We start from the raw sequence: 23,925 nt of genomic DNA on the forward strand, positions 1-23,925 counted from the left end.
CGGCGCCCGGGCAGTCCCGTTGCTGCCTGGACGAGTGTGACTGAGCGGCACAGTTGGCCAGCTGAGCACACCTGTTGGCCGCAGGCGTGACTTAGCTCCGGCGGTCCTGCGCCTTTTCGAGACAGATGACTTCTGGTCGAGCGACCTGACTCCTCAACGCGCTTCCCCCACCGTCGACGGCGAAATGCGTAAGCCATTGAGGGGGCTGATGCGGCATCTGGTCGCGGTCACCCGTCCCGACCTGGGCGGTCTTGGCGGTCTTCCTGTCGCGCCAGGGAGGTGGTGCCCCAGCCGTGTTCCAGCAGGGTGAACAAGTCGCGCATGGTCCGGGCCGGGTCTTCGCTTGCGCGGACGATGCTGGGGGCTTCCAGGGCGAAGCGTGCCAGGCCGGCGACGGCGGGGTCTTCCGGGGTGAGCCCGGTGGCCTCGGCGAGCGTGGCGGCCAGAGTCTTCTCGTGGCGCGACCACATGCGCCTGGCGTAGTCCCGCAGCGCGGGGGTGGATTCGACGAGGACGAAAGTAGGGTCGTCGGTCCGGACGGCGGTACGGGTGCGCACCATGTGGTCGCGCAGGGCGTGCAGCACGGGCTGGCCGGGGGCTCGGTCGCGAATGGATGCGACCAGGGCGCTCTCGACGTCCGCGTCCAGGTCGAAGACGAGGGCTTCCTTACCGGGGAAGTGCTTGAAGAGCGTGCTCAGCGAGACGTCGGCCGCCTCCGCCACCTCGCGTACACCGACGTTGTCGAAGCCGCGTTCGGTGAACAGCCGCACTGCGGCATCCGCCAGGGCCTGCCTTGTCTGGGCCTTCTTGCGTTCGCGGCGTCCTGTCGTTGTCTCGGCCATGCTCACACCTTACTCCTTGAGTAGATTCGATCACAAAGGCAATCCGATAGAAAGTCGGAGCGGTTGTACTTTTGTAGCGGCTGTGCTTCTGTGAGCGGGTCGCCCGACCGGCACCCAGCTGCCGGAACCCGGGGCACGTCCCCCCACAGGAACGGCTGATCTGCCATGCCCGAAACAGGGCGTCACGACAAGACACCAGCACTCTCAACCGTCGAACGGAGCGTGACTCTCATGTCCACCACCCCTCGCATCGCGATCGCAGGCGCCGGCCTCGGCGGCCTCATCTGCGCGCGCGTCCTGCAGCAACACGGCGTACCGGTCACGGTCTTCGAGCGTGAGACCGACCCCCACTCCCGCTCGCAGGGCGGCACTCTCGACATCGACGAAGACACCGGCCAAGCAGCCCTGCGCGCAGCCGGACTGTTCGACCAGTTCCTCACCTTGTCCCGGCCCGAAGGCCAGGAGTGGCGCCTGTACGACCGCCACGCGACCCTGATACGCCACGACCAGGCCGACGAGGACGATCTGAGCCGGCCCGAGATCGACCGCGGCCAGCTGCGCGCGCTCCTGCTGGACTCCCTCGCCCCCGGCACGGTCCGCTGGGGCCACCCCGTAAGGGCCGTCACCCCACTCCCCCATGGAACCGCCCGCCTGCACCACCACGACCGCACCGGCGAGGACTTCGACCTGGTCATCGGCGCCGATGGCGCCTGGTCCCGGGTGCGCCCCACACTCTCCGACGCCCAACCCTCCTACGCCGGTGTCACGTTGGTGGAAGCCCACTTCGACGACATCGACCACCGTCACCCCGGCATCGCCCACCTGGTCGGTCGCGGCACCATGTCGGCCAAGGCAGGCCGCCGCAGCCTGGTGCTGCAGCGCAACAGCAACGGACACGTCCGCGCCTACATCAACTTCCGCGGCCCCCAGGACTGGCACGCCGGCCTCGATCTCGCCGACACCAAAGCCGTACGCGCGCGCCTCCTCGCCCAGTACCAGGGCTGGCACGAGAGCCTGCTGGACATCCTGCGCGACAACGAGGGCGGTTTCATCAACCGGCCCATGTTCGTACTTCCCGTTCCCCACTCCTGGCAGCGCGTCCCCGGCATCACCCTGCTCGGCGACGCCGCCCACCTGATGCCGCCCGTCGGCGTCGGCGCCAACATCGCCCTGCTCGACGGCGCCGAACTCGCCCAAGCCGTCATTGGCCACTCCACCATCGACGAGGCCCTCGACAACTACGAAAGTGTCATGCTGGCCCGCGCCACCGACAACGCGAAGACCGCCCAGCAGATGCTCACCACCCTCATGCCTGACACCGACTCCGACGACGCCGTCTTCCCCGACACCCTCTGGCCAGCCAGCACCCTCCCTGACCCGCTTCCCGCTCACACCAGTTGAGCCGGGCCGGCAACACACCACTCCCCGTCGTCCGTCGACGGGACAGCTCACCGGATGACACGCGTTGCGGCCACAGGCATAACTCGTCGTGCGCTGGCCGGTCATCCCCGCCGCGCACCTGGTACACCGAGCAGGTGTCAACAAGCTCGGCGTTCTGGTGTCAGCCGGAGTGACCAGCGATGCGCCTGGACCAGGTCAGGCCATCGCCTCGATGTCATCTACCTCGAAACGTCGCAGGTCCTCAACCGTCCAGCCCTCGCCCAACTCGCGACGCAACGCCTCCAGCGCTGCGTCGGCCTCACGCCGGAAAGATCCCTGCTGCTCACGGGCCCAAGGCGAGGGCCGACCGGGTGATCCCAGTCCAGTGAGGACTGGTACAGGTCGGCGAGTCTCCTGAGCTCGTTGCTGGTGACCGGAGTGACAGGCAGCTTCTCCGGGATACAGGGATACCCGAAAGGGCTGTCAAGTTCGGGCATGTACGACGGACCTGGCCACAACGGGGTGTCGACCCCCGTACTCGAAGAAGAACCGCAGGTGGGAGCCCATGACTCAGCCGTTCACAGTGCCGAACGCACGCGCGGCCAGATGGAACGCCCAGTGGCCAACGCTCGGTCACAACCGTGCCGAAGCACGAAAGCTGTCACCCAGGTCGGTACCGACCTGGGGTTTCACTTGGCCGAAGCACGGTAGTTGTCACCAACTCGGCGCGCTACTTCTCACCTGGCCCCGCACAGCACGCTTGTCGTCACTCGAGGTCCGGCTGAATGTGAGGATATCGCTACCCATCGCGAGGGACAGCACTCAAAAGCGCGGGCACCCCGTATGCTCCAAGGCCTTACGGGCGGCGAGATAGCCCGCAATCCTGAACGCCAGTTCATGAGAGCCGAACGTATCGGCGCGGGCACGCCGCAGCACCACCCGAGTGGCGACCACGACTCCGTGCCCGGGCACCCGCAACTGCTCCTCGATCCCCACGGCAGCAGCCGCGAAGAAGCGTGACAGGCCCTCGGCGGGTCCGTACTCCACCATCAGCTCTTGAGCCGCCTCGAAGGCGAAGCCCTCACCTGCGGGCCCGAAATCCACCTCTATCTCCGCGAAATGCGGCGCGCAGTTCTGCTTCTGATGCAGTACCCGTACGCCACGGACCAGATGCGGCGGGAACCGGCGCAGCGCCGACGTCAAGCCGGAACGCTACCCCCCCGCCTGGCACCCCGCTCCGCTTCCGCCGCCGGCCTTGGTGACAGCAGACCTGCCTCGGTGACACCTATCGTGCTCCGGCTCAACAACGAGGCCGGGGCCCGTCGCGCAGCAACGGCCGCTACAGACCCAACTCCAGGCGCTCGATGTCCGTGAACCGGACCTCTTCCAGCCGGCCGGCGCGACGGCCGTTGTCCTGGAAGCAGACCTCCTTGAGTGCTTCGGCGGCGACCTCCTCGAGCTGCTGGTCGCCGGCACCCAGCTGGTGTCGCCCGGAGCCGGGGCTTGCCCGTCAGCGCAGGAAGCCGAAGAGACCATTCCACCGGGCTTCCTCCCGGCCTTCCGCCTCTTCAGCGGCGAAGACCTCAGGCGCCTCCCGCTCACGTTCCTTGATCCTGGCGCAAATGCTGCAGTCGCCGCCCGGAGACCCGGGCTCACAGTCGTCGTCGGGCAAGACGTCCCTACCGCGTGTATGCGTGCTTCCGCCGCTGGCGCGACCACGGGCTGGTCAAGGAGTTCCACGACCGGCTGCGCGGGCAGGTCCGCGTAACGCTGGGCCGCGACGCGGCACCGACGGCCGGTGTGACCGATCCGCAGTCGGTCAAGGCGGACGCCGTCGTCGGTGCCGACAGCCGGGGGTTCGACGGCGGCAAGCTGGTCAACGGCCGTAAGCGGCACGTCGTGGTCGACACGCTCGGCCTGCTGCTGGGGTGCCGGGGGCGGCGCGGGCATCTTCTGCTCCGGCAGCAGGGTCGCGACCCCGGGTGGCCGTCAGCCGCTCACGCCGCCCCGGCGCCAGTCTGGTTCACCGAGTTCGAGGCGACGTGCGGGCCGAGCGGCGTGACGGGTGCGAGAGACCCTCTCTTCATGGTTTTTCTTCGGCTCTCAGGCGCCGGATCGCGAGCTCTTCAGCGACCGGATGACGTTCAGGGTCAAGTCGATCTCTTCGGGGAAGTTGACGATTCCCGCCGACAGACGTACGTGAGGGACCCCGTACGGCGTGCTGTTGGCGATGACCCGGTTCTCTCGGAGGATCTGTGCCACCTCCTGCGGTGCGTGGCCCTCCACGTCGAAAGTGACGATGCCCGCGGACAGTTCCGGGTCAAGCGGTGTGTGCAGCGTCACGTGGTCCATGGCAGCCAGGCCTTCCTTGATCTGGCTGTTCAGCTCTGCGATCCGGTCCTGGATCCGCTTGCGTCCAATCTGCCGGACGAATCGGAACGCCTCGGCGGCGGCCCACTGGTGTTCGTAGGAGAAGAATCCCCCCGGGCTGACCCACGCGGCTTCCGTGGGGCCGACCGGCTGGCGGTCCTGTCGCCACGCCGCAGAGGTCTCCTTGCTCATCAGACTGGGAATCGTCGGCTGGAGAAGCGCCCAGTTCTCCGCCTTCGCCCACATGATCCCTGTCCCGCGCGGTCCCAGGATCCACTTGTGCGTACCGGCGGAGAAGAAATCGCAACCCATCTGTGCGACGTCCTCGTCCGCGACGCCGAACCCGTGGACCCCGTCCACCACCAGCAGGATGCGGTCAGCTTCGTCGCGGTTTCGGTTCAGGTCGGCGATGGCTTCGGCGATCCTGGACATCGGCAGGCGCACGCCGGTGTTGGAATGCACCCAGGCCACACCGAACACACGGGTGTTGGGGCGCACGGCGGCGCGCAACCGTGCGATGGCCTCGTCGACGGAGAAGTCGAACGACGAATCGTAGAGCGAGATCGAGCGCATGGTCGCGCCCCACTTGTCGGCGGCCAGGCGGATCGCTTCGTGGTGCGGATAGAACTCATGCGTGGTGGTCAGAACCTCTTGGCCCGGCTTCAGCCGCAGGCCGTTGTAGGTCAAGGCCAGTCCCATGGTGGTGCTGCTGGTAAGAGCGATCTCGCTGGCCTGTCCACCAACGTATTCGGCCGCCTCGGCGCAGACGGAACGCCACAGCATGTCCTCTTCCCGGGCGAACATGTTGTCGTCGAGGAAGCTGTGCGGGTTCTCGTCGAACGCGCGCCGGTAGTTCGTGATGGCGTCACGGACAGGCGTCGGGTTCGAGGCGAGGTAGAAATTGGACAGGTGTACAAGGTCGGGCGACAAAAGGAACTGCGCACGGACGGATTTCCAGTCGCCCGGATCGAAGGGCTGGGGTGCGGGCGGCTGCGTGACCTGCGAGAAATTCGCGATGTCTGAGTCAACCAGGCTTGCGGGGTTCGAAATGGACACGATCACTCCTCTTGACTGAGGCTGGGCTGCGTCTGTGCGGGCGCCGGACCGCTGCCGGGAAAGGCGGAAGGGTTCTCGGTCCGCTCCCTTTCTTCCGCTCGAACTTTTCCGGTGTCGTACGGCGCCTTGTCGGGCTTGCCGGTTGCGAGTGGGTGGTCGAGCCGGGGGGTTCTCAGGAAACGCTGGAACGGTCCGCCACGGGGGCGACCTGCTCCGTTTCGCTCCTCTGCTTCTCCTCCTCGCTACGGTGCGCGTCTGCCGCCTCGGAACGGACGTCCGAAGTCTTGGAGCGCCGGCGTCCGTCGGTTGCCCAGACGATCAGCGCGCAGGTCGCGAATCCGGCCCCGAGGAGACTGGAGGCGGCCCAGCCGTGGGAGGTGAAGACGGAGGTGGTGGTGGCCGCGCCGAGGGCGGAGCCGAGGGAGTAGAAGACCATGTAGCCGCCGATGACGCTGCTGGTGCGTTCCGGATGCGCGGTGGTGAGCAGGTGCTGGTTGCTCACATGCACGACCTGGACCGCGAAGTCGAGCACCACGATGCCGATGACGAGCAGCCACAGGGACCAGGACAACTGCGCGGTCGCGGCCCAGGAGACGATGAGCAGAGCCAGCGCGAGGCCGCTGATCGGGATCGCCCGTCCTGCGTCCGCCCACCGTCCCGCACGTGCCGCGCCCAGTGCGCCGGCGAGTCCGGCGATGCCGAACAGTCCGATCTGGCTTTCGCTCAGATGCCACGGTGCGTTCGCCAGCGGCAGGGACAGGCCACTCCACAGGGTGCCAAACGATGCGAACAGGAAGAACGCGATGAGACCGCGCGTCAGGAAGAGACGCTGCCCGAACAGCCCGCCGAGCGAGACGACGGCCTGCCGGTAGCCCGCAGGCCGGCGAGAGCTGTCTTCGGGCGGCAGCGCGCGCAGGACAAGAGCGGCGAGGGCGAGCGCGAGCACGCCGAGCACGGCGTACATGCTTCGCCAGCCCCACATCTGCGCGAGCACGCCGGTGACGACCCGCGCGCCCAGGATGCCCACCACCACGCCCGAGGTCACGACACCGATATTGCGTCCGCGCTCGGCGGGCGGTGAGACCGACGCGGCGTAGGCCACCGTGGTCTGCACCACGACCGCGAACATCCCGGCCAGCGCGAGCCCGGCGAAGGCCGTCCACGCGGCCGAAGCCGCAGCCGTCAGGAACAGGCCTGCCGCGGTGATGGCCAGGTGCACCGCGATGAGCCGGCGCCTGTTGGCGACCACGTCGCCGAGCGGCACCAGCAGCACCAGACCGGCCAGGTAGCCGAACTGGCCGGTCGAGACGATCCACCCCGCGTGCTGTGTCGACACCCCGAGGCTGTCTCCCATGGGCGGCAGCACTGTTTGCGCAGCGTAGATGCTCGCTACCGCGACACCGCACACGGTCGCGAGGAGTAACCGTCGCCAGACGTCCATCGCACTCCTAACGAGATGAGTAGCAAAGTGAAACTAATTCGACCGTAGGGCATGATGGTCTCAATCCGCAACTCATCGGGAGGTGTCATGCCGCGCCCCTCCACGGGCACTCCGAGCCCTGCCTGGACCGATCCCGACTGCCCGGTAGCCCGCGCGCTCGACCTCGTCGGTGACCGGTGGAGCCTCCTGGTCATCCGGGACGCGATGGACGGGGCACGGTCCTTCACCGAGTTCCAGCGACGGACCGGCATCGCCCGCAACATCCTCACCGACCGCCTGCGCAAGCTCACCGCCGACGGAGTCCTGACCCAGCAGACCGCGCCCTCGGGCCGCCGCCTGCAGTACGTACTCACCGACGCCGGCCGCGACCTCTTCCCCGTCCTCCTCACCCTGCGCCAGTGGGGAGAGCGCCACGCCTTCGAACCCGGCGAGCCACACTCCACGCTGGTCGACCAGCACGGCGCCCGCGTGCCGGACATCAAGCCGACCGGCGCCAACGGTGCCCTCATCGACGCCGACACCACTCACGTGCAAAAGACCGGCAGCGAACGACACCGGTGAGGTGACGGCCGACGAGACGGTCAGCGTCTGTGCCCGGCCACGCACAGCGACGCGGTGTGCCCGGCCGGTTCACGGGCGGCCCCCGCAGGCCAGACGACCTCCACGGCGATACCCCGGGCACGGGCGTACGCGACCATGTGGGCGGTGGCATCCTGCCCGCTGGACGGTGAACCGTCCCAGACGGCCAGCAGCCGGCTGCATCCGCTGACCAGCCGTTCGTCCGCGCTCACACAGGCGTCCCGGTCCAGCGGGTCGAAGGGAAGCATCCGTATCTGCTCGGCCAGGGCCAGCAACTCCCGGTGCGCCTGCCGGTCGTGGAAGGGAGCGTCGGCGAAGGCATCGCCCCGTTCCGGGAGCAGGACCACCAGGCGCTGCCCCACCTCGTGCACCACCCGCCCGAACACCAAGGGCAGTCCGGCGCCGGGGCGTACCAGTACCGTCGCGTCGGGCGGCAGGCCCTGCATGCGCTCCCGGAGTTCGGCCTGCACCAGATCCCATGTGGTCGAGGTCAAGTCGGCATGTCCTACTGCCGTGATCATCCGATCGCTCGCTTTCTCACCATGTGGTGCGCTCCGCTCGTATCCGTCCTGTCCACGCCTGTTCAGCGGGCACGACCCGCGCGCGTCAGCTCCGCGAGCAGCAGGTCCAGGCCCATCGGCCCCAGGTTCAGCGCGTGGTGGTGGAACCGCTTGAGGTCGAAGGCGGCGCCGTCGCGACGGCGGGCCGCCTCCCGCGCCTCCAGCCACACCTTCTCTCCCAGCTTGTAGGCGAGGGCCTGTCCCGGGCGTCCCAGATACCGGTCGATCTCGAACTCGACGAACCCTGATGGACCGAGCCCGCAGTGTTCCGTGAGAAACGCGCGGCCCAGCTGCGGCGTCCACCGCTCTCCCTCGTGGAACCCGGTGCCCGCGGGGATGGGGAGCCGCAGGTGCAGCCCGATGTCCAGGACGACCCGTGCGGCGCGCATCTGCTGCCCGCCGGCCAGCATCCCCAGCCTGTACGCCGGGTCAGCGAAGTATCCCAGCTCGTCCATCAGCCGCTCGGCGTACAGGCCCCACCCTTCGCAGTGCCCCTGGTGCAGCTCGCACGACAGCCGCTGGAACCGGTTGAGGGTGGCGACGCTGAGGGTCGTCACGCCCAGCTGCAGGTGATGGCCCGGGACACCTTCGTGGAACATCGTGCTCGGAACCGTCCACGTCGGGATCGGCGCGTCCGGGTCGGTCAGTGGCCACCAGACCGTCCCGGGACGCGACAGGTCCTCGCTGGGCGCTAGATAGCAAGCGGGCCCGTCGGTGGGGGCGATCCGGCAGTCGATCCGCCGCAGCGGCTCGGGGATCGCGAAGTGCGTCCCGCCGAGGTCAGCGATGGCGCGGTCAGCGAGCTCCTGGATCCAGTCGCGGAACGCCGCTGTCCCCGTCACCTGGTACCGCGGGTTGCTGTCCAGCGCCGCCAGTACTGCGGGCACCGGCTCGCCGGGCGCGATCTGCGCCGCCGCCTCAGCCATTTCCCGCCGCACACGGGACAGTTCGTCCCAGCCCCACGTGTAGGTCTCCTCCAGGTCCAGGCGGGTGCCGAGAAACTCGCGCACCCCCAGCTGGTAGCGGTCCCCGCCCAGCGCGTCCAGCTCCGGTGCATCCGCAGCAAGCTCCTCCGACAGGTAGGCCGCGAACCTGGTCAATGCCTCGTTCGCGGCCGCCGCAGCCTCATCCAGAACACCGCGCAGCACGCCGTGGTTGTGCCCGGCGGGCAATCCCGCCAGGTACCGCCGCATGTCCCGGCACTCCCGAGCATTACGGGCCACTTGACGGTACGGCGCGACCTGGCCGGCGCGCCGCGCGGCCTCCAGGCTCTCGTGCAGCCCGGCCAGCGTTCCCGGGACGGCCCGCAGCCGCGCCAGCAACGCGTCCCACGCGGTGTCGCTGCCCTGGTCCAGCAGGCCCACCGCTTGCCGCACCCGCTGTATCGGTCCGTCCATGGTGTCCAGCAGCGTGCCGTACGCGTCGGCGTCAGCCAGCGCCACTTCCGTGGCGAGTCGCTCACGCAGCACTGCCGCTGCGACTCGCTCCGCGTCCCCTGCGACCGGCGTGTCGTCGACCGCCTTCAGCGTGCGACGCGCCAACTCGGTGCGCGCGTGTGCGGCCTGGGGGCCGAAGTCGGTCAGCCGCTCCTCCTGCCCGGCGATGCCCATCGCTGCGGCCAGGCACGGATCTAGCATGGCCAACTCGTCTACGTACCGATCCGCGAGATCATTCAGGGCGGTCATCAATCGGCCCAGCTCACCGACGGGAGCCGGGTGGGGATCCCGGACTCGGCCAGCCGCTTGCCGTACAGGCCGACGGCCAGACCGGCGACGATCAGTGCTCCGGCCGCCCCGTCCTTGATGCCCAGGCCCGCGACGCCCCACAACCCGCCGCCGAACACCAGCGCTTGGCGGCGCTTCAGGGAGAACACCGCAGGCAGCGCGCTGAGCGCGGGCCTGGTCCCGGACAGGATCAGCGAGGCGCCGCTCTTGAACCCGACTTTGATGACCGAGAGGTTGAAACCCCAGATCTCGGTGACGGCCGCCGCGAGCAAGATGTGCTGTTTCTTCATGCCAAGACCTGTTCCGGAGTCGTGGGGACGGCCGGGCGGGTACGGACCAGGAGGGAGCCGAACAGGTCGACGATCCACTCCCGGGTGTCCTCGGGGCTGTCGCTCGCGACGATCCCGGCGAGGACCGTCTCTCCGGCCTGGTAAGTGATGTGGTCAGGCAGCGGCGCGCCGGACGGTAGTTCGTTCCAGGCAACCACGCGCGGGCTGGTCCGGAACGCCACGGCCCTGTCGAGCCCCTGGAACTCCCGCCCGGCCAGGTGGTGGCCGGGGTGAACGAACCAGCCGTACCAGCGGCGCTCGGCGGGCGGCTTGGGGAGGGTCCCGGCGACGGGCTCGCCGAGCAGAACGCGTAGCTCGTACGACGGCAGGTGAACACCGGTGGCCAGCTCGACGGTCGCCACCACGTCGGCGCCCCCGACCCGGTTGCCGACCTCGAGGAAGACCAGCTCCCCTTCGTGGACGATCGCCTCGAGATGGAAGCTGCCGTCCTCGATCCGCACGGCGGCCAAGGCGCGCGACACCCAGTCGCGCGTCTCCTCCGAGAACCTGATCTGGAACGATCCCATTGGCAGGCCTTGCGCGTACTGCAGGCAGGTGCCCACGTACTCGCTCGCGCTGAGGATCAGGACCTCGCCGCCCTGCACCAGGCCGTCGAAGTGCCTGATCGGCCCGGAGACGAACCACTCGGCCTCGAAGTCCTCCAGGTCGCTCCCGGCGTCGAGCCGGGCGACGCCGGTACGGCCCTCGGTGATCGCCGCAACGGCCTGCCGCGGGGTGTCGAATACGAGCACGTCCTCACTGGACGCGCCGCGATGCGGCTTGAGGACGGTCCGGCCGTACCAGGGCACCCGGCCGTCCAACTCGAGGAAGCGGGGCAACGGGAGGAAGCGCGGCACTCGGAGTCCGGCCTTCTCGGCCGCTTGCTTCATCAGGACCTTGTCGCGGGCGAGCGCGACCTGATCCACCGGCGCGCCCGGGGCGCCCAGGTGCTCACGCAGCCGGGCGGCGTCGAGGAGCTCGTACTCCGACATCGAGATGATCCGGTCGAAGTTGCGGGGCCGCTCCGCCAGCCAGTCCCGGGCTTCCTCGAAGGCCGAGCGCACGCCCGGACGACTCACCCGCTCGCAGCGCAGGTCGGGCGGTAGGGTGGCCAGCGCCCGGTCGGTTCCCAAATAGGTGACCTCATGCCGGTCATGGGAGATCCCTCGATGGTATTCGATCTTGAAGTAGGGCACGCGGTGCAGAATGAGGATCTTCATCGGGCCTTCCTGACGAGAGCGGGCATGGTGAGGGCGCGGTCCAAGGCGTCCGACCAGGCCTCGCGTAGCGCGTGGACGACGATCCGGATGTCGGCGCGGTCGTGGCGCAGGACGACGCAGCCCTGTGCCGCGAAGTCCGCGTTGTCGCGGGCGACGGCATGCAGGTCGCGGCGCTCGGACGACAGCCAGGAGAACTGCGTGACGGTCAGCTCTCCGTCGGCCAAGCCGAACCGTTCGGCGGTGGCCTGGACGGCGTCCGCGAACGGGTCCGCGCCGACCGCGATGTCGTCCGGGGAGAATGAGCGGTCGCTGCCGACGCCGAGCATCACCGTCGCCGCCGAGCAGCCGGGTACCAGCCGCCCCGTGTCGGCGGCCGTGCCGAAGGCCGTGTCGACCCAGCGGTGGTGCAGGTCGATCCCGTAGACCCATCGGGCCAGCGACCAGATCTTCATCCCGGCCGGTCGCCGGTTGGGTTCCACGATCGCGGCGCGCAGCCCGTCGTCGCTCAGCTTGATCTCGTTGTGGAACGGTCCGTCGCACTGGCCAACCAGCCAGTTCGCCTGCGATCCCGCCCGCTCCAGCGTCACGCGCTCGTGCTCGTCCACCGCAGCAGGCAGCACCTGCGCGATCTCGACGGGATACCGGCCGCGCGCGCTGATCTTCTCGGTGAGGAACGTCAGCGAGCCCAGCCCGTCGAAGGAGTACTCGCGCCGGTACGGGATGAGCTCCTCGCAGATGACCCCGCCCTCCAGATAGGGGAGGACCTCGGCGAACGCCGCGGTCAGATCGTCGCCGGGACCGACCACGACGACGCCCCGGTTGTTGCCCTCCGCCGCGGGCTTGACGACGAAGCCCTCGGGATGACAACGCGCGAAATCCTTCAGCTGGTCGAGCGAGAGGACCTCGGCGAAAGCGGGCACCATGATCCGTTGCGCTGCCAGCAGGTCGGCCACGCGCGCCTCGCCGAGCCGGTAGCGGTACTTGGAGAACGCACCCTCGGCCAGTTGTGGCGAGTCGATCGGGACGCCCAGCCGCTCGAGGAGCTCGGCCCCGCTGCGCACGGCATTGTCAGAGAAGACGATGCCCGCCCTGATCCGCTCGCGCCGGTTGCCGAGCAGCTTCTCGCCCATCTCGGTGAAGTCGTCACGCAGCGGATCGAGGTCGATTACCTCGTCGGCAATGGAGTGGTCGGCCCTGGTGGGATTAGCGCGGATCAGGACCACCGTGGCGCCGTGGCGTTCGCGCGCGTGGTCCCGCAGGTGTCGGACTTCGTCGATCCGGCTCAGGTTGTAGTCGACGATGAGGAGGATCGGCCCGGTCATCCGCGCTCCGTCTCGTACGCGATCTCGATCGCGCGCTCGGAGGCGGGCAACAGCTCGGGGAGAGCCGTATCCCGGTCGGCTCGGTCCATGCGCCAAAGCACTTGGCCAAGGAACACCTCGCGCGAGGACGACTCCACGACGTCGCCGGGCTTGAGAAGGACGTGTGACACGATTGGCTGGAGCGGGAGATCGTCGTTCAGCCCCACCTCACGGATCGTGCCGGGGTCGGCGTAAAAGACGCGGAAGAACGTCGCGTTCCCGCTCTGCGTGCTGCCGTCCATCGCGAACGACAGGCTCTTCAGCGCCTTCAGGAATCCGGCCGGCTGGCGGGCGGTGAGCAGGGAGTCCAACCAGAGGTCGAGCAGGCTGGGACCGCCGGTCAACGCCGCCACGCTGGGCGAGATCAGGCTGCCGCCAACGCGCGGGTTGACCTCGATCAGGTCCCAGCCGGACGGGGCGTGACGCGCCTCGACGTGGAAACAGCCCCAGCCGAGGCCGAGGATGTCCAGCACGCTTGCCACCCAGCAGATCCCGGCGGCGATTTCTTCCTGCGACAAGCTCGTGGGCGGGCTGACGACGGCGTTCTCGAGCACGGTGCCCGCCGCCTCCGTCACCTCGCGCTTCTCGTGCACGGCCACCACATGCGGCTCATGGTCAACGATGATCACCTCAAAGCTGAACTCCCGCCCGGGCACGTAGTCCTCGACGAGAAACTTCACCCCGAAGTCCACTTCATGCCCCGCGTTCGCATCCGGGTTCGCGCCGTTGTTTGCGGCCATGTCCGAGTGTTGGTGCCCGCTCGGGCCCGCAGGGTCGCTGGGACCCGGGTTGGTAGTGAAGACGCTGGCGTAAACCGTGTCGGAGTGGGCCTCGGCGGTGATGCGTTCCAGGTCGGCCCAGGTCGTGTCGGGTGTAAGGGGGAACGTTCCGAACGAGGCGATGCCATTGACTGGCTTCACGAAGTAGCGGCAACCCTCGCGTTGGCGTTCGGCGAGCGTCTCGGGGGTGAGCGCGGACGCCCGGCCCCGGCTGAGACCGGCGTCGGCGAGGCGGTTCCGCAGCGTCAGCTTGTCGCGTAGTTCCAGGATCTGCTTCTCGTCCAGGTCCGGCACCCCAAGGCGGGCGTTGGCCAGTGCCATCAGGTGCCGGTAGCCCTCCCAGACGGTGAGGCAGCACAGCACCGAGGCGCCCATGGCCTCCAGATGGTCGAGGTAGTCCTCGACGTTGCGTGGGGTCAGCACGTGCTCGGCGGTCACCCGGACGTCGTCGGCGAGGTCCGCAAGCGCCCCGGGCCTGGATCCCTGGTGCAGCGGCTCCGGCAGCGAGCTGAGCACGTAGATCTTCAGCCCCCGCGCCGTGACCGTGCCGGCGAGGTCTTCCATGAACGAGAACCCGACATGGCTGAGCAGCAGCACTCCCCTGGCGTTTTCCATGCTCAATCCGGCCTCCTCACCGGTGGACGGGGGCGCGGCGCGGTCGCGCCGCGCCCCCGTCGAGGACAGGGCTCAGGCCGGCTGCTTCTCGGCCTTCGCGATGGTGTCCAGGTAGAGCTCCTCGAAGTACTGCGCCAGGATCGTCTGGTGCTCGCGGAGGTACCGTTTGAACGCGGCGACGTCGTCCTCGCTGTGAAGCAGGTGTCGGACGGCCGCCCACACCTCGCCGGGATGGTCGTCGTTGATGTCGGTGTGCGAGTGGTTGATCTGGCCGCCGATGTTGCCCTCGCCGACCGAGTCCTTCAGCGCCTCCAGCTTCTTGGGCTCCAGCTTCACGTTCACGTACTCGACCAGGTAGGAGTACGCCACCACACCGAGCGGGCCCTCGTGATCCAGGAGGTAGGAGAAGTAGCCGGTCAGCAGCTTGGTCGACAGGTAGGGCTCGGTTGCCAGGAACTGCTCGCGCGACACGCCCACCCTCTCCAGGTCGGCGATGAACAGTTCGTCGTGGAGCATCTCCTCCTGCTCGTAGTTGGCCCAGACCTGCGCCGCCTCGGGGCTGCGCTTGGCAACCTCCACCAGCGCCTTGGCCTCGGCCACCCGCAGCAACCGGATACGCCAGGCGGTCTCGATCAGGTGCCGCTTGTAGTACTCGGAGTCGACGTTCTTGCCCTCGAGGTGCGCGGCCTCGGGGACATTGGCGTACCACTCGACGACCTGCTGGTCGAGCTGCTTGTCGATCTCGGCGCGCAGCTCCGCTGAGGCGGCCGCGTTGAGGAACGGGGTGCGGTCCCCGTAGCCGACGTTGGTCACGCGGTTCGGCATGATGTCACCCTTCTCGTGGACGTTCGGACGTTCGGACGTTCGGTGCGAACGGTTCAGGTGTCGTCGGCGACGCGGACGGTCGCGTCGCCCCGCAGCCGGCACTGGCAGGCCAGACGGTGGTCGCCGCCGGTCCGGCCGAGGTCTTCCAGGAAGTCGAGCTCGTCGTGGTCGGGGTCGCCCAGGGAGTCGAAGCCCTCCAGCACCTCGATGACGCACGCGCCGCACGATCCGGAACGGCATCCGAATGGGATCAGCCGTTGCCGGATCTCGTACTCGACTTCGGTGAGAGGAGATCCCGCAGGCAACAGGACCTCGGTTCCGGTCGGAAGGATGGTCAGTTTTTTCAGGGTCATGACAGCGGAGTGGCGTCGCGGTCAGTGGAGTGCCCCGGCGCGAGACGGGAGCCGGGACGCAGCTCGACCGCCGCGTGATTCGCTGCGGTCGCCGCCTCGCCGAAGCCGACCGAGATGAGCGGCACGCGACCCTCGTAGGTACAGATGTCACCGACCGCATAAACCTTCGGCAAATTCGTCCGCATCCCTCTGTCGACTGTGATCTGTCGGTTCTCCATCTGGAGCCCCCAGTCGGCGATCGGGCCCAGGCTGGTGATGAATCCCAGTGCCGTGACAAGGGCCTGGGCAGGCAACATCACTTCTTCTTCGCCGATCCGGACACACACTTCTTCCAAACCCTTTACGCCCTTACAGGCCGTCACCTGCGCATCGGTCAGCACGCGAATGTCAGCCGCATACATCTGCTTCACGCTGTACTCGTGGGCACGGAAGGCTGAGCGCCGGTGAACGACGGTGACGGACCGGGCGATTGACGCGAGGGCGAGAGCCCAGTCGACTGCGCTGTCGCCGCCGCCCACGATCACCACGTCGCGGTCCCGGTGCTCGTCCAGGCGCGGCACATGGTGGGCCACGCCACGCCCCTCATAGGGCCGTAGGCAGGGCAGCGCGCGCGGGACCGAACGGCCGAGTCCGGCCGCGATCACGACAACTCCGGCACGCACCCGCCCGCCGTCCTGCAGTCCGATCGCCCAGCCCGCCCCGTCATCCGGCGTCAGTGAAGCCGCTGTCCGGCCGAGCAGGTAGTGCGGGTTGAACGGCGCGACCTGGGCGGTCAGGTTGTCAACCAGTTCCCGGCCTCGCACGGCCACGTGACCGCCGACGTCATAAATCTTTTTCTCCGGGTACAGGGCCGCCATCTGGCCGCCCGGCTCCGGTAGCGCGTCGACTATCGCGCTGGAAAGCCCTCGGAATCCCGCGCAGTAGGCGGCGTACAGGCCGGCCGGACCCGCTCCGACGACGGCCACATCCGCGCTCGCCTCCGCGCCGACTACGGTCGCCTCCACTCGAGCCCCTGCTTGATTCATCCTGAACTCCAGGCCCTTCTAACGTTCGGTCGAAAAAGCTCGGCTACCTCAATCTCGCGGCCAGACCCAGTTGATTCCCCGGGGAGCCTTTATTCATGTCGTTCGGCATTTCCCTGCAGTGTCCCTGATTGGTCAAGGGAACATACCGCCGAGTGCGATTTCATCATTCAAGGCTCTGATCATGTCGTCAAGAAAGAGGAACCGGAACTCCGTCCGTCCGATATGCGGGTGAAGGCTGTTTTCGGAACCGAGCCAGATCAAGGCGGGTCCTTACCGTCGCCGAGGACGCGTCCCCACCACTGCTCTGAATGTCCCGATCCCTGTGCGCTCCGCTGCCCGACCGTATCGCCGATGACCTGATCCTCCAGGGTGTTCGCGAACTGCTGCCATTCCCGATCGACACCCCCGCACTGGTGGCGACCTCGCTGAGCGTTGCGCCGGGGTGCTCGGCGAGGAACGCACGTGCCGCCTCCCGGCGCCGCGCCGCATCAAGCGGACGGGAGCAGCCGTCCGCTCCGACCCGCACCTCCGAGTGAGGAACTTCCTCAGTCGAAGCACGACGGACAGCGCCCACGGTCTTGGGTGAAAGTCCGGTGATCCGCGCGATCGTACGGTCTGACAGATCCGGATGCGAGGCCAGGATCCGCTCGGCCGCGGCCTTTCTGTCCTTGAGCGTCAGTGGCAGACCATGGGAGACGTTGGCCGCCACGGAGTGAATGAAGACCTCGCTGACCGGCCCGTCCAGATACCGGACCGGAATGACACCGGGGCCACAAGCCACAGGACGTGGTGCAGATCTTCCGCTACAATCGGGCCATTGCCAGCAGCACGCCGTACTCAGTTCCGCATGTGCGTTTGTCGGCCGGAATCGTCAATTTCTCTGAGAACGTCGATATGGTGCTGAAGGTCATACGGTCACTGGCTTGATAATCCGTGATCGATATCGCGGCGCTTGAGATGCCGATCGAACTGCTCCAGCAGACAGAAGGTGCAGGCGTGCCGGTTCGCCACCCCGTCCTCGTGGGCAGGGTGGCGGCACACCCGGCGCTTCCGCAGGCCGTTCACCCTGGCCAGACCGATCATCTGCCCAGGGATCAGCGGTGCGACAAGACTGTTGCGGCAGGCAAGTACCTCCGGCAGCGCCTTCACCGCCGCCACGACCGCCATGCCCTCAGCCTCTGTGCTGCACCCGGTCACGTTCGGACGCGGCTACCGTCGAAACCTACTGGCTCGGGCTTTTCCCCTCAGGCCTGCATGGGGCGAGAACCTCACGAGGCGGGACCAGCCGCCGCTCCCCAAGCGGCGCCGACTCGGAGGCCTGCTCTGCCGGGAGGAAGGGAAACCCTGCGGCCTCGACAGGGGCGCACAACGACACCTCGCCAGAAAAGCAGACGGTGTTGTCCTGCTCTACGGTGACCCGGAGGCGGTCGCGGGTCTCTCCGGGGTAGACCTGGATCCAGCACGGTGCGTCCAACTCGACGTAGCGGTGGAACGCCGTCTCCATGCCCACGGCGACTGCGGGGAGGGGCGCGCGAACAGCCTGGGCTGCTTGGCGTGCGGCTTCCAGGAGAAGCATGCCGGGAACGTGGTCGACTGGGTGGTCGAACAGCGAGGGGTGCTCGGTGTCGACTCGCAGCTGCCAGCGGTCGCTGCGCCCGGTGGAGGCCAGGACAACGTCTTCAGGCAACCGGCGGCCCACCAAGTGGGGGAGGATTCCCTCCGCGGGTGGACGGGCTGCGGCGAGGGCGCTGTGCACTTCGCCGTAAGCCCCGCGCAGCCGACGGTAGATGGCAGGAGAATGGCTGGTGAAGTGGGATTCAGCAGTGCCCAGATGCTGCCCGTCACGCTCGGCGCGTAACTGCAGGGTCATCGCCGCGAGGTTCCCGCGGCGGCGTTCTATGCCTGTGCAGGAGAGATGAAGTACCAGCTCGGCCGGCTCAGCACTGTTGCGCAGGTTCTCGAGTGCCAGGGAGTAGCTGAAGTGTTCCCAGATCAGGTGATGTCCGAAGGGGACGTCGTAGGCGACGTGTGAGAGCAGGGGGATAGCCTGCCGGGCGGTCTCCGCGAACAGCATGGGGTCGTGCAGCTGGTGGGCTGGGCGGTAGAAGGCGTGGGTGCGCGGCCACTGGGCCGTCACGGTGTACTCATCGGCGGAGCGTCTGTGCCAGCTGGTGAGCAGCACCTCAGAGTGGGCGGCTTTGTGAACGTACTTGCGTGGCACGGCAGTTGCCGGTATTGCGAGTGGGCTGGCAGTGTGCATAGTCGTCCCCTGTCCCTTGTGAACTGACGTACGACAGTGGTTCATGCGATAACATAAAATACATTCTTTTTAATCGAAGGTGATCGGATGCACGTGTGGCGGATCTAAAGCAGGAGCGTGCCGTGCGCACGCGCAACTTGATCATGAGGGCTGCAGCGGAACTGTTCGACGAGGAGGGCTACGAAGGCGCGAGCGTCAGCCGCATCGTCAAACGCGCTGGCGTCACACTGGGCGCCATGTACTTCCACTTCGACTCGAAACAGGACCTGGCCCGCGAAGTGATGAACGCCCAGCCCTACGTGATAGAGCCCCTGTTGAAGTCGAGCGGCCTGCAGCGCCTCGTGGACATCACCCTGGTCTGGGCCCACCGACTGCAGACCGACCCGATGCTGCGCGCCGGTGTCCGACTCGCCGTCGAGCAGGACCGCTTCGGCATGCACGACAGCACCTCATTCGAGGGCTGGAAGGACATCATGGTCAGCCACCTCGAAGTGGCCCGCGCCGAAGGCAACCTCCGCGAAGGCGTCTCGACCGAGGAAGTCGCCCAGTTCGTCGTCGGCGCCTGTACCGGCATGCAGCTCTACTCACAACTCGTCACCGGTCGGGAGGACCTGATGGAGCGCACTTGCGCCATGTGGCGGCTGTTGCTGCCGGCGCTCGTAACCCCCGACGCCGACCACGCCATCGTCGTCGACCCCGACTTCGGAAAGGCCTCATGAGCTCCTCCTGCCCGGTGCCACAGGAAAGCCCAGAGCCACCCCGCCGCATCGCCATTGCCGGGGCCACCGGAACAGTCGGCCGGCTCACCGCAACACCACTCGCCGCCATCGGAATACACGGCCTGGCCCTTCTGACCAGAGACCTGGGAAGGGCCGCCGCCGAGGGGCTTCCCCGACAGCTCATCGGCGCAGACTCTGCCTCCTTCCCCATTCTCCGGCGCGCCCTGCGCGGCGTCGACGCCCTCATGCTCATCACCGACCACCCCCTGCGCCCCGAGCACGACATAGACCTGCTGGACGCCGCCGCCGCGGTTGGCACTCCGCATGTGGTCAAACTCTCCGCCCAGGCCGTGACCGATCCGGACGCTGACGACATCATCACCCGCCGGCAACGTGAGAACGAACGGCGGCCAAGCCAGCGGCCTTCCCTGGACTGTGCTGCACCCCCGCTCCTTCATGACGCACGGCCTGGCGTGGAGAGACAGCACCGCCAAGCACGGTATTGTGCGCGGTGTCCACAGAGACTCCCTCAACGCCTGCGTCGACCCGGCCGACATTGCCGATGCCGCCGTCCAGGCACTGACCGGCACCGGCCACAACCAGCGCACCTACGCTCTCACCGGGCCACGTGCGATCTCCGCCCGGGACAGGACCTCCATCCTTGCCGACGTCCTGTACCGGCCGCTGGTCTTCGAGGAGATCTCCCTGGACCAGGCCCGCCAAGAACGGCGCCACCGCCTGCCGGAATGCCTGGTGGATGCCCTTGCTCTCAGCGCCGAGCGGCAGAACAGTGGGGCCAAGGCTGCCGTGACCTCCGGTGTGCAGGAAGCGACTGGCCACGCTCCCCGGCCCCTCCGCACCTGGGCAGCTGATCAGGCGTCATCTTTCACTGCGTCTACGCATAAGCGTCCCCTTCACCCATCGATTGGATCCTGACGCCGTGGCCTCGACCACTCCTCTGCTCCACGGCAAGACCGTCATGATCACCGGTGCGTCCAGCGGAATCGGCGCCGCTGCTGCCCGCGCCTTCGCCGCCGAAGGCGCTGCCGTGGTCCTCATGGCCAGACGTGAGCACAAGCTCGAACACCACGCCCGGCTCATCCGGGAGAGCGGCGGCGAAGCACTCTGCGTGGCGGGAGACGTCACCGACAGCAGTGATGTCCAGCGCGCCGTTGACCAGGCTCGGGACGCCTACGGCAGGCTCGACGCGGCCTTCAACAACGCCGGCTGGGCCTCTTCCGGCACCCCTCTGCACAAGACGGAGGACACCGACTACGACCGCATTATGGATGTCAACGTCCGTGGCGTCTGGAACTGTCTCCGCGCCCAGATAAGGGCGATGCTCGAGACCAAGACCCGCGGCGCCATCGTGAACACCTCCAGCGTCGCGGGCCTGCGCGCCACCGGCACAGCCGCTCCCTACATCGCGGCAAAGCACGCAGTGCTGGGTCTCACCCGGGCCGCCGCAGACGAGTACGGGCCAAGCGGCATCCGCGTCAACGCCCTGGTGGTGGGAAGTACGCACACCGAGCTGATGGACGAGGTCCTCACCCAGACGCCCTCTTTATACGAGCCGTTCACCAGCCGCGCCATCCAGCGCCGCCTAGCCGACCCCTCCGAGATAGCCCAGGCCGCGCTGTGGCTGTGCTCCGACCGGTCTTCGTTCACCACCGGAGCCGCCGTCCCGGTGGACGGAGGCTGGACGGCACGGTGACCGAAGTCCGCCCACCGCCTCAGCGGGGGCTTCCTCCCGGCAGCAGGGCGGGAGAGCAAGACGCAGCAACCGAGCCAAGCACCAGACACCATAACTGGGAAAGCACTTCGAGGTCTTCGCACATCGAGCCCGATGTGTACACCGATGGGCTGTCGAGCCTGGCCAGCATGCACACCACCAGTGAGCACAACACACCTGCTGAGCAGTTTTCGCCCAGATCTCCCCTCGCGTGCGCCTTGTCAGCAAGCCGTTTGATGTCGCTGAGCCAGAGTTGATGCCAAGAATAATCCGTGCAGGCGGCTTCACGGCTGAGCCGGGAAGCCGCCTGCACGGTGGTGTCGGCGCGCAGCAGCCGCGACACTTCATGAGTGATGTCGATGACATTCTGCAGCGGCAGCTGCGAGCGCCCCAGAGCACGGTCGATGGCCGCGCGCGTGGAAGCCGCACCGTCCTCGTATACGCCGTGGGCCAGCTCGGGTTTGGTCGGAAAATGGAAGGTCAGCGCCCCCAGAGTCACCCCGGCCTGCGAGGCGACGCGCGCCAGCGACGTGCCTGTGTAGCCGTGATTGGCAAGCTCCACCGCAGCCGCGAGCAGTACCCGGCGTCGTGTGAGCGCGGCTCGTGTCTGCGCCACGATATTGACCCCTCTGTCATGAGTCGACTGGATGTCTCCCTTGGCTGGTGTGGGGTGAGTCCGCCATGGCGGACTCACCCCACACCAGCGTCATATGGAGGTGTCGGAGGCCAGCTCGATGCCCCGCCTCAGGCACGACTGAACGACTTCTCAAACGATCAACGTGACGGCCTCCAACGGGCATCCGGCGCCCTGGGCGACGGATGCGGTGACGTTCTTGACGGTCCGGGCCAGGTCCTGCACGGCGCTGCGGCCGCACCAGTCGATTTGAACAACGACATTCCCCCACGAGTTGAGGATGTGTGTCCCATCTTATAGAACATAAAGAGCGCTATTTTTGTTAGAGTGAGTTCCGTGCCCGAACCATGCCTCGCCGCGGCCTAGCCGGCGGCGAGTGACTGTCATGCTCATGATCAGGCGGAAAGGGCGGTGGAGGAATTGAGTGAGTTAGAGGCAACGGCTGGTGATGTCGCAGCCGTGACGGACGGCGAATGTGGGGATGTCCACTTGGTGCCGGTGGTCTCCTTGGTGGCCGCGGATTCGCCCCGTCTGGGCGGGTTGAGCCGGGAACATGCCGAGGTGCTGGCACAGCGTGAGATCGAGCCGATCCTGGTGCATCGGGATACCTTGCGCGTGGTCGACGGGATGCATCGCCTCCAGGCCTCCAGGCTCCGGGGGGAGAAGGTCATTCCGGTCCGGTATCTGGACGGGCCGGTCAGCGAGGTCTTCATTCACTCCGTGGCGGCCAACGTCTCCCATGGTCTGCCACTGACGCTCAAGGACAGAAAGGCCGCGGCCGAGCGGATCCTGGCCTCGCATCCGGATCTGTCAGACCGTACGATCGCGCGTATCACCGGACTTTCACCCAAGACCGTGGGCGCTGTCCGTCGTGCTTCGACTGAGGAAGTTCCTCACTCTGAGGTACGGGTCGGAGCGGACGGCCGCTCCCGTCCGCTTGATGCGGCGCGGCGCCGGGAGGCGGCACGTGCGTTCCTCGCCGAGCACCCCGGCGCAACGCTCAGCGAGGTCGCCGCCAGCGCGGGGGTGTCGATCAGCACCGCGTGCGAGATCCGGCAGCGGATACGGCGCGACGAACGGGGTCCCCTGCCGCCGCGCCCGGGTGTCGCGCGCAAGGTCAGGGACTGGAACCGGGCGGGCAACGCCGGGGCTCCGATGGATGACCAGCGAGAGCAGCACATCAAGACCCTGGCGAAGGATCCATCGCTCAGGTTCACCGAATCCGGGCGCGCGCTGCTGCGCTGGCTGAACAGGCGCGCACCGGATCTTGAGGCTGGGCAACAGCTGATGGCCGCAGTGCCGGTGCACTGCGCCGTCACGGTCGCGGGCCTGGCCAACTCCTACGCTCGGGAATGGCAGCGGTTCGCCAGCGCCCTGGGCCAAGCCGTCGGCGACGCGGTCGAGCAGTAGAGCGTACAAGGGATCGGGACGTTCAGGGTAGTGGCGAGGATGCGCCTTCCTTCCAGTCGGACGTCGGCAAGACCGCTCATCGCGGCCATGGGCTCACCCCGGACGGGAAGAAAGTCTTCTACAGACAGCTGCCCAACAGCGAGCCGAAACTGCGGGCCGGCTTCAGCCGCACCGACCGGCTCCAGCCCCGCGTCCAAGCGTTCCACCTGATAAGACTGGAGGTCGCCCTGAGTGGTTCCGGCATCTGGCTCACGCGCTGCGGAGGGGTCCGGAGAACGGGCGGCCGGGCCGTGGTCGAAGCGCAAAAGGAGGGCCCCGGCTGTGCCGAGCCCTCCTCGCGTGGTTGTGCTCTTCCGGCGTGTCGACCGCCCGAGGCCCGGCCTCACGCAGATCACCCCCTCCGGGTGACGGGAAGGAACGCACAGGATAATCACGGTTATTCGGCAACTTCCGGACATGGAGGCAACCGACATGTCTGTGGAGCGGACAGAATCGCCGCCGCGTGCGGCAGGGGTCGACCCTGGTGGCGGCGTGACCAGCGCACTGCGGCCTACGACGGAGCACTTCGGATCTCGCTGGTCGCAGTCGCTTCCGGCAGGCCGCCGCCCGCTCCGCGGTCGGCGTGGCCCAGGGCACGACGAAGCAAGCGGTGCCTCCGGCGGTCGGTTGCCCGGGACTGGTGTGCTGCCCGCCGCCCGTCGCCATGGACAA

The 23,925-nt window shown here is 67.7% G+C and carries 23 protein-coding genes and 1 pseudogene; 7 read left to right on the forward strand and 17 right to left on the reverse strand.

Going from position 1 to position 23,925, the window contains the following annotated elements; genetic code table 11:
* Positions 1–227 precede the first annotated feature (227 nt).
* Complete coding sequence (locus GWI24_RS08835) at positions 228–842, reverse strand: TetR/AcrR family transcriptional regulator (RefSeq protein WP_210945332.1); 615 nt, start codon at positions 840–842, stop codon at positions 228–230.
* Positions 843–1,073: 231 nt separating this feature from the next.
* Between GWI24_RS08835 and GWI24_RS08840 the strand changes: the two genes are divergently transcribed.
* On the forward strand, positions 1,074–2,243 hold the full coding sequence (locus GWI24_RS08840) for an NAD(P)/FAD-dependent oxidoreductase (RefSeq protein ID WP_210945333.1): 1,170 nt from the start codon (positions 1,074–1,076) through the stop codon (positions 2,241–2,243).
* An 801-nt stretch (positions 2,244–3,044) separates the two neighbouring features.
* On the opposite strand, the gene GWI24_RS08845 is transcribed toward GWI24_RS08840, so the two are convergent.
* The 4 genes and pseudogenes from GWI24_RS08845 to GWI24_RS08855 all read right to left on the reverse strand — a co-directional run bounded on the left by GWI24_RS08845 (position 3,045) and on the right by GWI24_RS08855 (position 7,089).
* Positions 3,045–3,425 carry a hypothetical protein gene (locus tag GWI24_RS08845; RefSeq protein ID WP_210945334.1) on the reverse strand — a complete coding sequence of 127 codons (381 nt, stop codon included), beginning with the start codon at positions 3,423–3,425 and terminating at the stop codon, positions 3,045–3,047.
* Positions 3,426–3,561: 136 nt separating this feature from the next.
* Positions 3,562–3,705: pseudogene (locus tag GWI24_RS44990) on the reverse strand (XRE family transcriptional regulator); the annotation flags it as partial.
* Between the two features lie 620 nt (positions 3,706–4,325).
* Positions 4,326–5,648 carry an aminotransferase class V-fold PLP-dependent enzyme gene (locus GWI24_RS08850; protein ID WP_308343584.1) on the reverse strand — a complete coding sequence of 441 codons (1,323 nt, stop codon included), beginning with the start codon at positions 5,646–5,648 and terminating at the stop codon, positions 4,326–4,328.
* Between the two features lie 172 nt (positions 5,649–5,820).
* Complete coding sequence (locus tag GWI24_RS08855; protein WP_210945335.1) at positions 5,821–7,089, reverse strand: MFS transporter; 1,269 nt, start codon at positions 7,087–7,089, stop codon at positions 5,821–5,823.
* Positions 7,090–7,176: 87 nt separating this feature from the next.
* Here GWI24_RS08855 and GWI24_RS08860 point away from each other — a divergent pair, with 87 nt between their 5' ends.
* Complete coding sequence (locus tag GWI24_RS08860; protein WP_210945336.1) at positions 7,177–7,650, forward strand: helix-turn-helix domain-containing protein; 474 nt, start codon at positions 7,177–7,179, stop codon at positions 7,648–7,650.
* Positions 7,651–7,670: 20 nt separating this feature from the next.
* On the opposite strand, the gene GWI24_RS08865 is transcribed toward GWI24_RS08860, so the two are convergent.
* The 9 genes from GWI24_RS08865 to GWI24_RS08905 all read right to left on the reverse strand — a co-directional run bounded on the left by GWI24_RS08865 (position 7,671) and on the right by GWI24_RS08905 (position 16,438).
* Positions 7,671–8,189 carry a hypothetical protein gene (locus GWI24_RS08865; RefSeq protein WP_210945337.1) on the reverse strand — a complete coding sequence of 173 codons (519 nt, stop codon included), beginning with the start codon at positions 8,187–8,189 and terminating at the stop codon, positions 7,671–7,673.
* A 62-nt stretch (positions 8,190–8,251) separates the two neighbouring features.
* Positions 8,252–9,865 carry a DUF885 domain-containing protein gene (locus GWI24_RS08870; protein ID WP_247616094.1) on the reverse strand — a complete coding sequence of 538 codons (1,614 nt, stop codon included), beginning with the start codon at positions 9,863–9,865 and terminating at the stop codon, positions 8,252–8,254.
* A 47-nt stretch (positions 9,866–9,912) separates the two neighbouring features.
* Positions 9,913–10,242, reverse strand: a complete 330-nt coding sequence (locus tag GWI24_RS08875; protein ID WP_210945338.1) for a hypothetical protein — start codon at positions 10,240–10,242, stop codon at positions 9,913–9,915.
* Positions 10,239–11,501: an acetyl-CoA carboxylase biotin carboxylase subunit family protein gene (locus GWI24_RS08880; protein ID WP_210945339.1), complete on the reverse strand. Its 1,263-nt coding sequence runs from the start codon at positions 11,499–11,501 to the stop codon at positions 10,239–10,241. The genes GWI24_RS08875 and GWI24_RS08880 overlap by 4 nt, the downstream gene beginning before the upstream one ends.
* Positions 11,498–12,823 carry an acetyl-CoA carboxylase biotin carboxylase subunit family protein gene (locus GWI24_RS08885; RefSeq protein WP_210945340.1) on the reverse strand — a complete coding sequence of 442 codons (1,326 nt, stop codon included), beginning with the start codon at positions 12,821–12,823 and terminating at the stop codon, positions 11,498–11,500. The genes GWI24_RS08880 and GWI24_RS08885 overlap by 4 nt, the downstream gene beginning before the upstream one ends.
* Positions 12,820–14,256, reverse strand: coding sequence for an acetyl-CoA carboxylase biotin carboxylase subunit family protein (locus tag GWI24_RS08890; protein WP_247616095.1), 1,437 nt, complete (start codon positions 14,254–14,256; stop codon positions 12,820–12,822). The genes GWI24_RS08885 and GWI24_RS08890 overlap by 4 nt, the downstream gene beginning before the upstream one ends.
* A gap of 72 nt (positions 14,257–14,328) precedes the next feature.
* Positions 14,329–15,081, reverse strand: coding sequence for a hypothetical protein (locus tag GWI24_RS08895; protein WP_210945341.1), 753 nt, complete (start codon positions 15,079–15,081; stop codon positions 14,329–14,331).
* 53 nt (positions 15,082–15,134) lie between these two features.
* A complete protein-coding gene (locus GWI24_RS08900) occupies positions 15,135–15,434 on the reverse strand; it encodes a 2Fe-2S iron-sulfur cluster-binding protein (RefSeq protein ID WP_210945342.1) in 300 nt (99 codons plus the stop codon).
* Positions 15,431–16,438, reverse strand: a complete 1,008-nt coding sequence (locus GWI24_RS08905; protein ID WP_308343586.1) for an NAD(P)/FAD-dependent oxidoreductase — start codon at positions 16,436–16,438, stop codon at positions 15,431–15,433. The genes GWI24_RS08900 and GWI24_RS08905 overlap by 4 nt, the downstream gene beginning before the upstream one ends.
* Before the next feature lie 329 nt (positions 16,439–16,767).
* On the opposite strand from GWI24_RS08905, the gene GWI24_RS08910 reads away from it, so the two are divergent.
* Complete coding sequence (locus GWI24_RS08910) at positions 16,768–16,995, forward strand: hypothetical protein (protein WP_210945344.1); 228 nt, start codon at positions 16,768–16,770, stop codon at positions 16,993–16,995.
* Positions 16,996–17,374: 379 nt separating this feature from the next.
* On the opposite strand, the gene GWI24_RS08915 is transcribed toward GWI24_RS08910, so the two are convergent.
* Entirely contained in the window at positions 17,375–17,626 is a 252-nt protein-coding gene (locus GWI24_RS08915; protein ID WP_210945345.1) for a hypothetical protein, read from the reverse strand.
* Between the two features lie 55 nt (positions 17,627–17,681).
* Positions 17,682–18,764, reverse strand: coding sequence for a ScbA/BarX family gamma-butyrolactone biosynthesis protein (locus tag GWI24_RS08920; protein ID WP_308343588.1), 1,083 nt, complete (start codon positions 18,762–18,764; stop codon positions 17,682–17,684).
* 50 nt (positions 18,765–18,814) lie between these two features.
* Between GWI24_RS08920 and GWI24_RS08925 the strand changes: the two genes are divergently transcribed.
* The 3 genes from GWI24_RS08925 to GWI24_RS08935 all read left to right on the forward strand — a co-directional run bounded on the left by GWI24_RS08925 (position 18,815) and on the right by GWI24_RS08935 (position 21,152).
* On the forward strand, positions 18,815–19,438 hold the full coding sequence (locus GWI24_RS08925; RefSeq protein WP_210945347.1) for a ScbR family autoregulator-binding transcription factor: 624 nt from the start codon (positions 18,815–18,817) through the stop codon (positions 19,436–19,438).
* Positions 19,439–19,894: 456 nt separating this feature from the next.
* Positions 19,895–20,374, forward strand: a complete 480-nt coding sequence (locus GWI24_RS08930) for a hypothetical protein (RefSeq protein ID WP_210945348.1) — start codon at positions 19,895–19,897, stop codon at positions 20,372–20,374.
* Positions 20,375–20,378: 4 nt separating this feature from the next.
* Entirely contained in the window at positions 20,379–21,152 is a 774-nt protein-coding gene (locus GWI24_RS08935) for a glucose 1-dehydrogenase (protein WP_308343591.1), read from the forward strand.
* Between the two features lie 19 nt (positions 21,153–21,171).
* On the opposite strand, the gene GWI24_RS08940 is transcribed toward GWI24_RS08935, so the two are convergent.
* Complete coding sequence (locus GWI24_RS08940; RefSeq protein WP_210945349.1) at positions 21,172–21,786, reverse strand: TetR/AcrR family transcriptional regulator; 615 nt, start codon at positions 21,784–21,786, stop codon at positions 21,172–21,174.
* Positions 21,787–22,215: 429 nt separating this feature from the next.
* Here GWI24_RS08940 and GWI24_RS08945 point away from each other — a divergent pair, with 429 nt between their 5' ends.
* Positions 22,216–23,214, forward strand: a complete 999-nt coding sequence (locus tag GWI24_RS08945; protein WP_308343592.1) for a transcriptional regulator — start codon at positions 22,216–22,218, stop codon at positions 23,212–23,214.
* Positions 23,215–23,925 lie beyond the last annotated feature (711 nt).

It is taken from the genome of Streptomyces sp. MK37H (assembly GCF_018035285.1).
In the GTDB taxonomy this organism is placed as follows: domain Bacteria; phylum Actinomycetota; class Actinomycetes; order Streptomycetales; family Streptomycetaceae; genus Streptomyces; species Streptomyces endocoffeicus.

What these genes read in the sequence shown, in the direction of transcription:
- GWI24_RS08835 (WP_210945332.1), bottom strand. Translation starts at nt 842, where the DNA reads ATGGCCGAGACAACGACAGGACGCCGCGAACGCAAGAAGGCCCAGACA.
- GWI24_RS08840 (WP_210945333.1), top strand. Translation starts at nt 1,074, where the DNA reads ATGTCCACCACCCCTCGCATCGCGATCGCAGGCGCCGGCCTCGGCGGC.
- GWI24_RS08855 (WP_210945335.1), bottom strand. Translation starts at nt 7,089, where the DNA reads ATGGACGTCTGGCGACGGTTACTCCTCGCGACCGTGTGCGGTGTCGCG.
- GWI24_RS08860 (WP_210945336.1), top strand. Translation starts at nt 7,177, where the DNA reads ATGCCGCGCCCCTCCACGGGCACTCCGAGCCCTGCCTGGACCGATCCC.
- GWI24_RS08865 (WP_210945337.1), bottom strand. Translation starts at nt 8,189, where the DNA reads ATGATCACGGCAGTAGGACATGCCGACTTGACCTCGACCACATGGGAT.
- GWI24_RS08870 (WP_247616094.1), bottom strand. Translation starts at nt 9,865, where the DNA reads ATGCTAGATCCGTGCCTGGCCGCAGCGATGGGCATCGCCGGGCAGGAG.
- GWI24_RS08875 (WP_210945338.1), bottom strand. Translation starts at nt 10,242, where the DNA reads ATGAAGAAACAGCACATCTTGCTCGCGGCGGCCGTCACCGAGATCTGG.
- GWI24_RS08880 (WP_210945339.1), bottom strand. Translation starts at nt 11,501, where the DNA reads ATGAAGATCCTCATTCTGCACCGCGTGCCCTACTTCAAGATCGAATAC.
- GWI24_RS08885 (WP_210945340.1), bottom strand. Translation starts at nt 12,823, where the DNA reads ATGACCGGGCCGATCCTCCTCATCGTCGACTACAACCTGAGCCGGATC.
- GWI24_RS08890 (WP_247616095.1), bottom strand. Translation starts at nt 14,256, where the DNA reads ATGGAAAACGCCAGGGGAGTGCTGCTGCTCAGCCATGTCGGGTTCTCG.
- GWI24_RS08895 (WP_210945341.1), bottom strand. Translation starts at nt 15,081, where the DNA reads ATGCCGAACCGCGTGACCAACGTCGGCTACGGGGACCGCACCCCGTTC.
- GWI24_RS08900 (WP_210945342.1), bottom strand. Translation starts at nt 15,434, where the DNA reads ATGACCCTGAAAAAACTGACCATCCTTCCGACCGGAACCGAGGTCCTG.
- GWI24_RS08910 (WP_210945344.1), top strand. Translation starts at nt 16,768, where the DNA reads ATGTCCCGATCCCTGTGCGCTCCGCTGCCCGACCGTATCGCCGATGAC.
- GWI24_RS08915 (WP_210945345.1), bottom strand. Translation starts at nt 17,626, where the DNA reads ATGGCGGTCGTGGCGGCGGTGAAGGCGCTGCCGGAGGTACTTGCCTGC.
- GWI24_RS08920 (WP_308343588.1), bottom strand. Translation starts at nt 18,764, where the DNA reads ATGAACCACTGTCGTACGTCAGTTCACAAGGGACAGGGGACGACTATG.
- GWI24_RS08930 (WP_210945348.1), top strand. Translation starts at nt 19,895, where the DNA reads ATGACGCACGGCCTGGCGTGGAGAGACAGCACCGCCAAGCACGGTATT.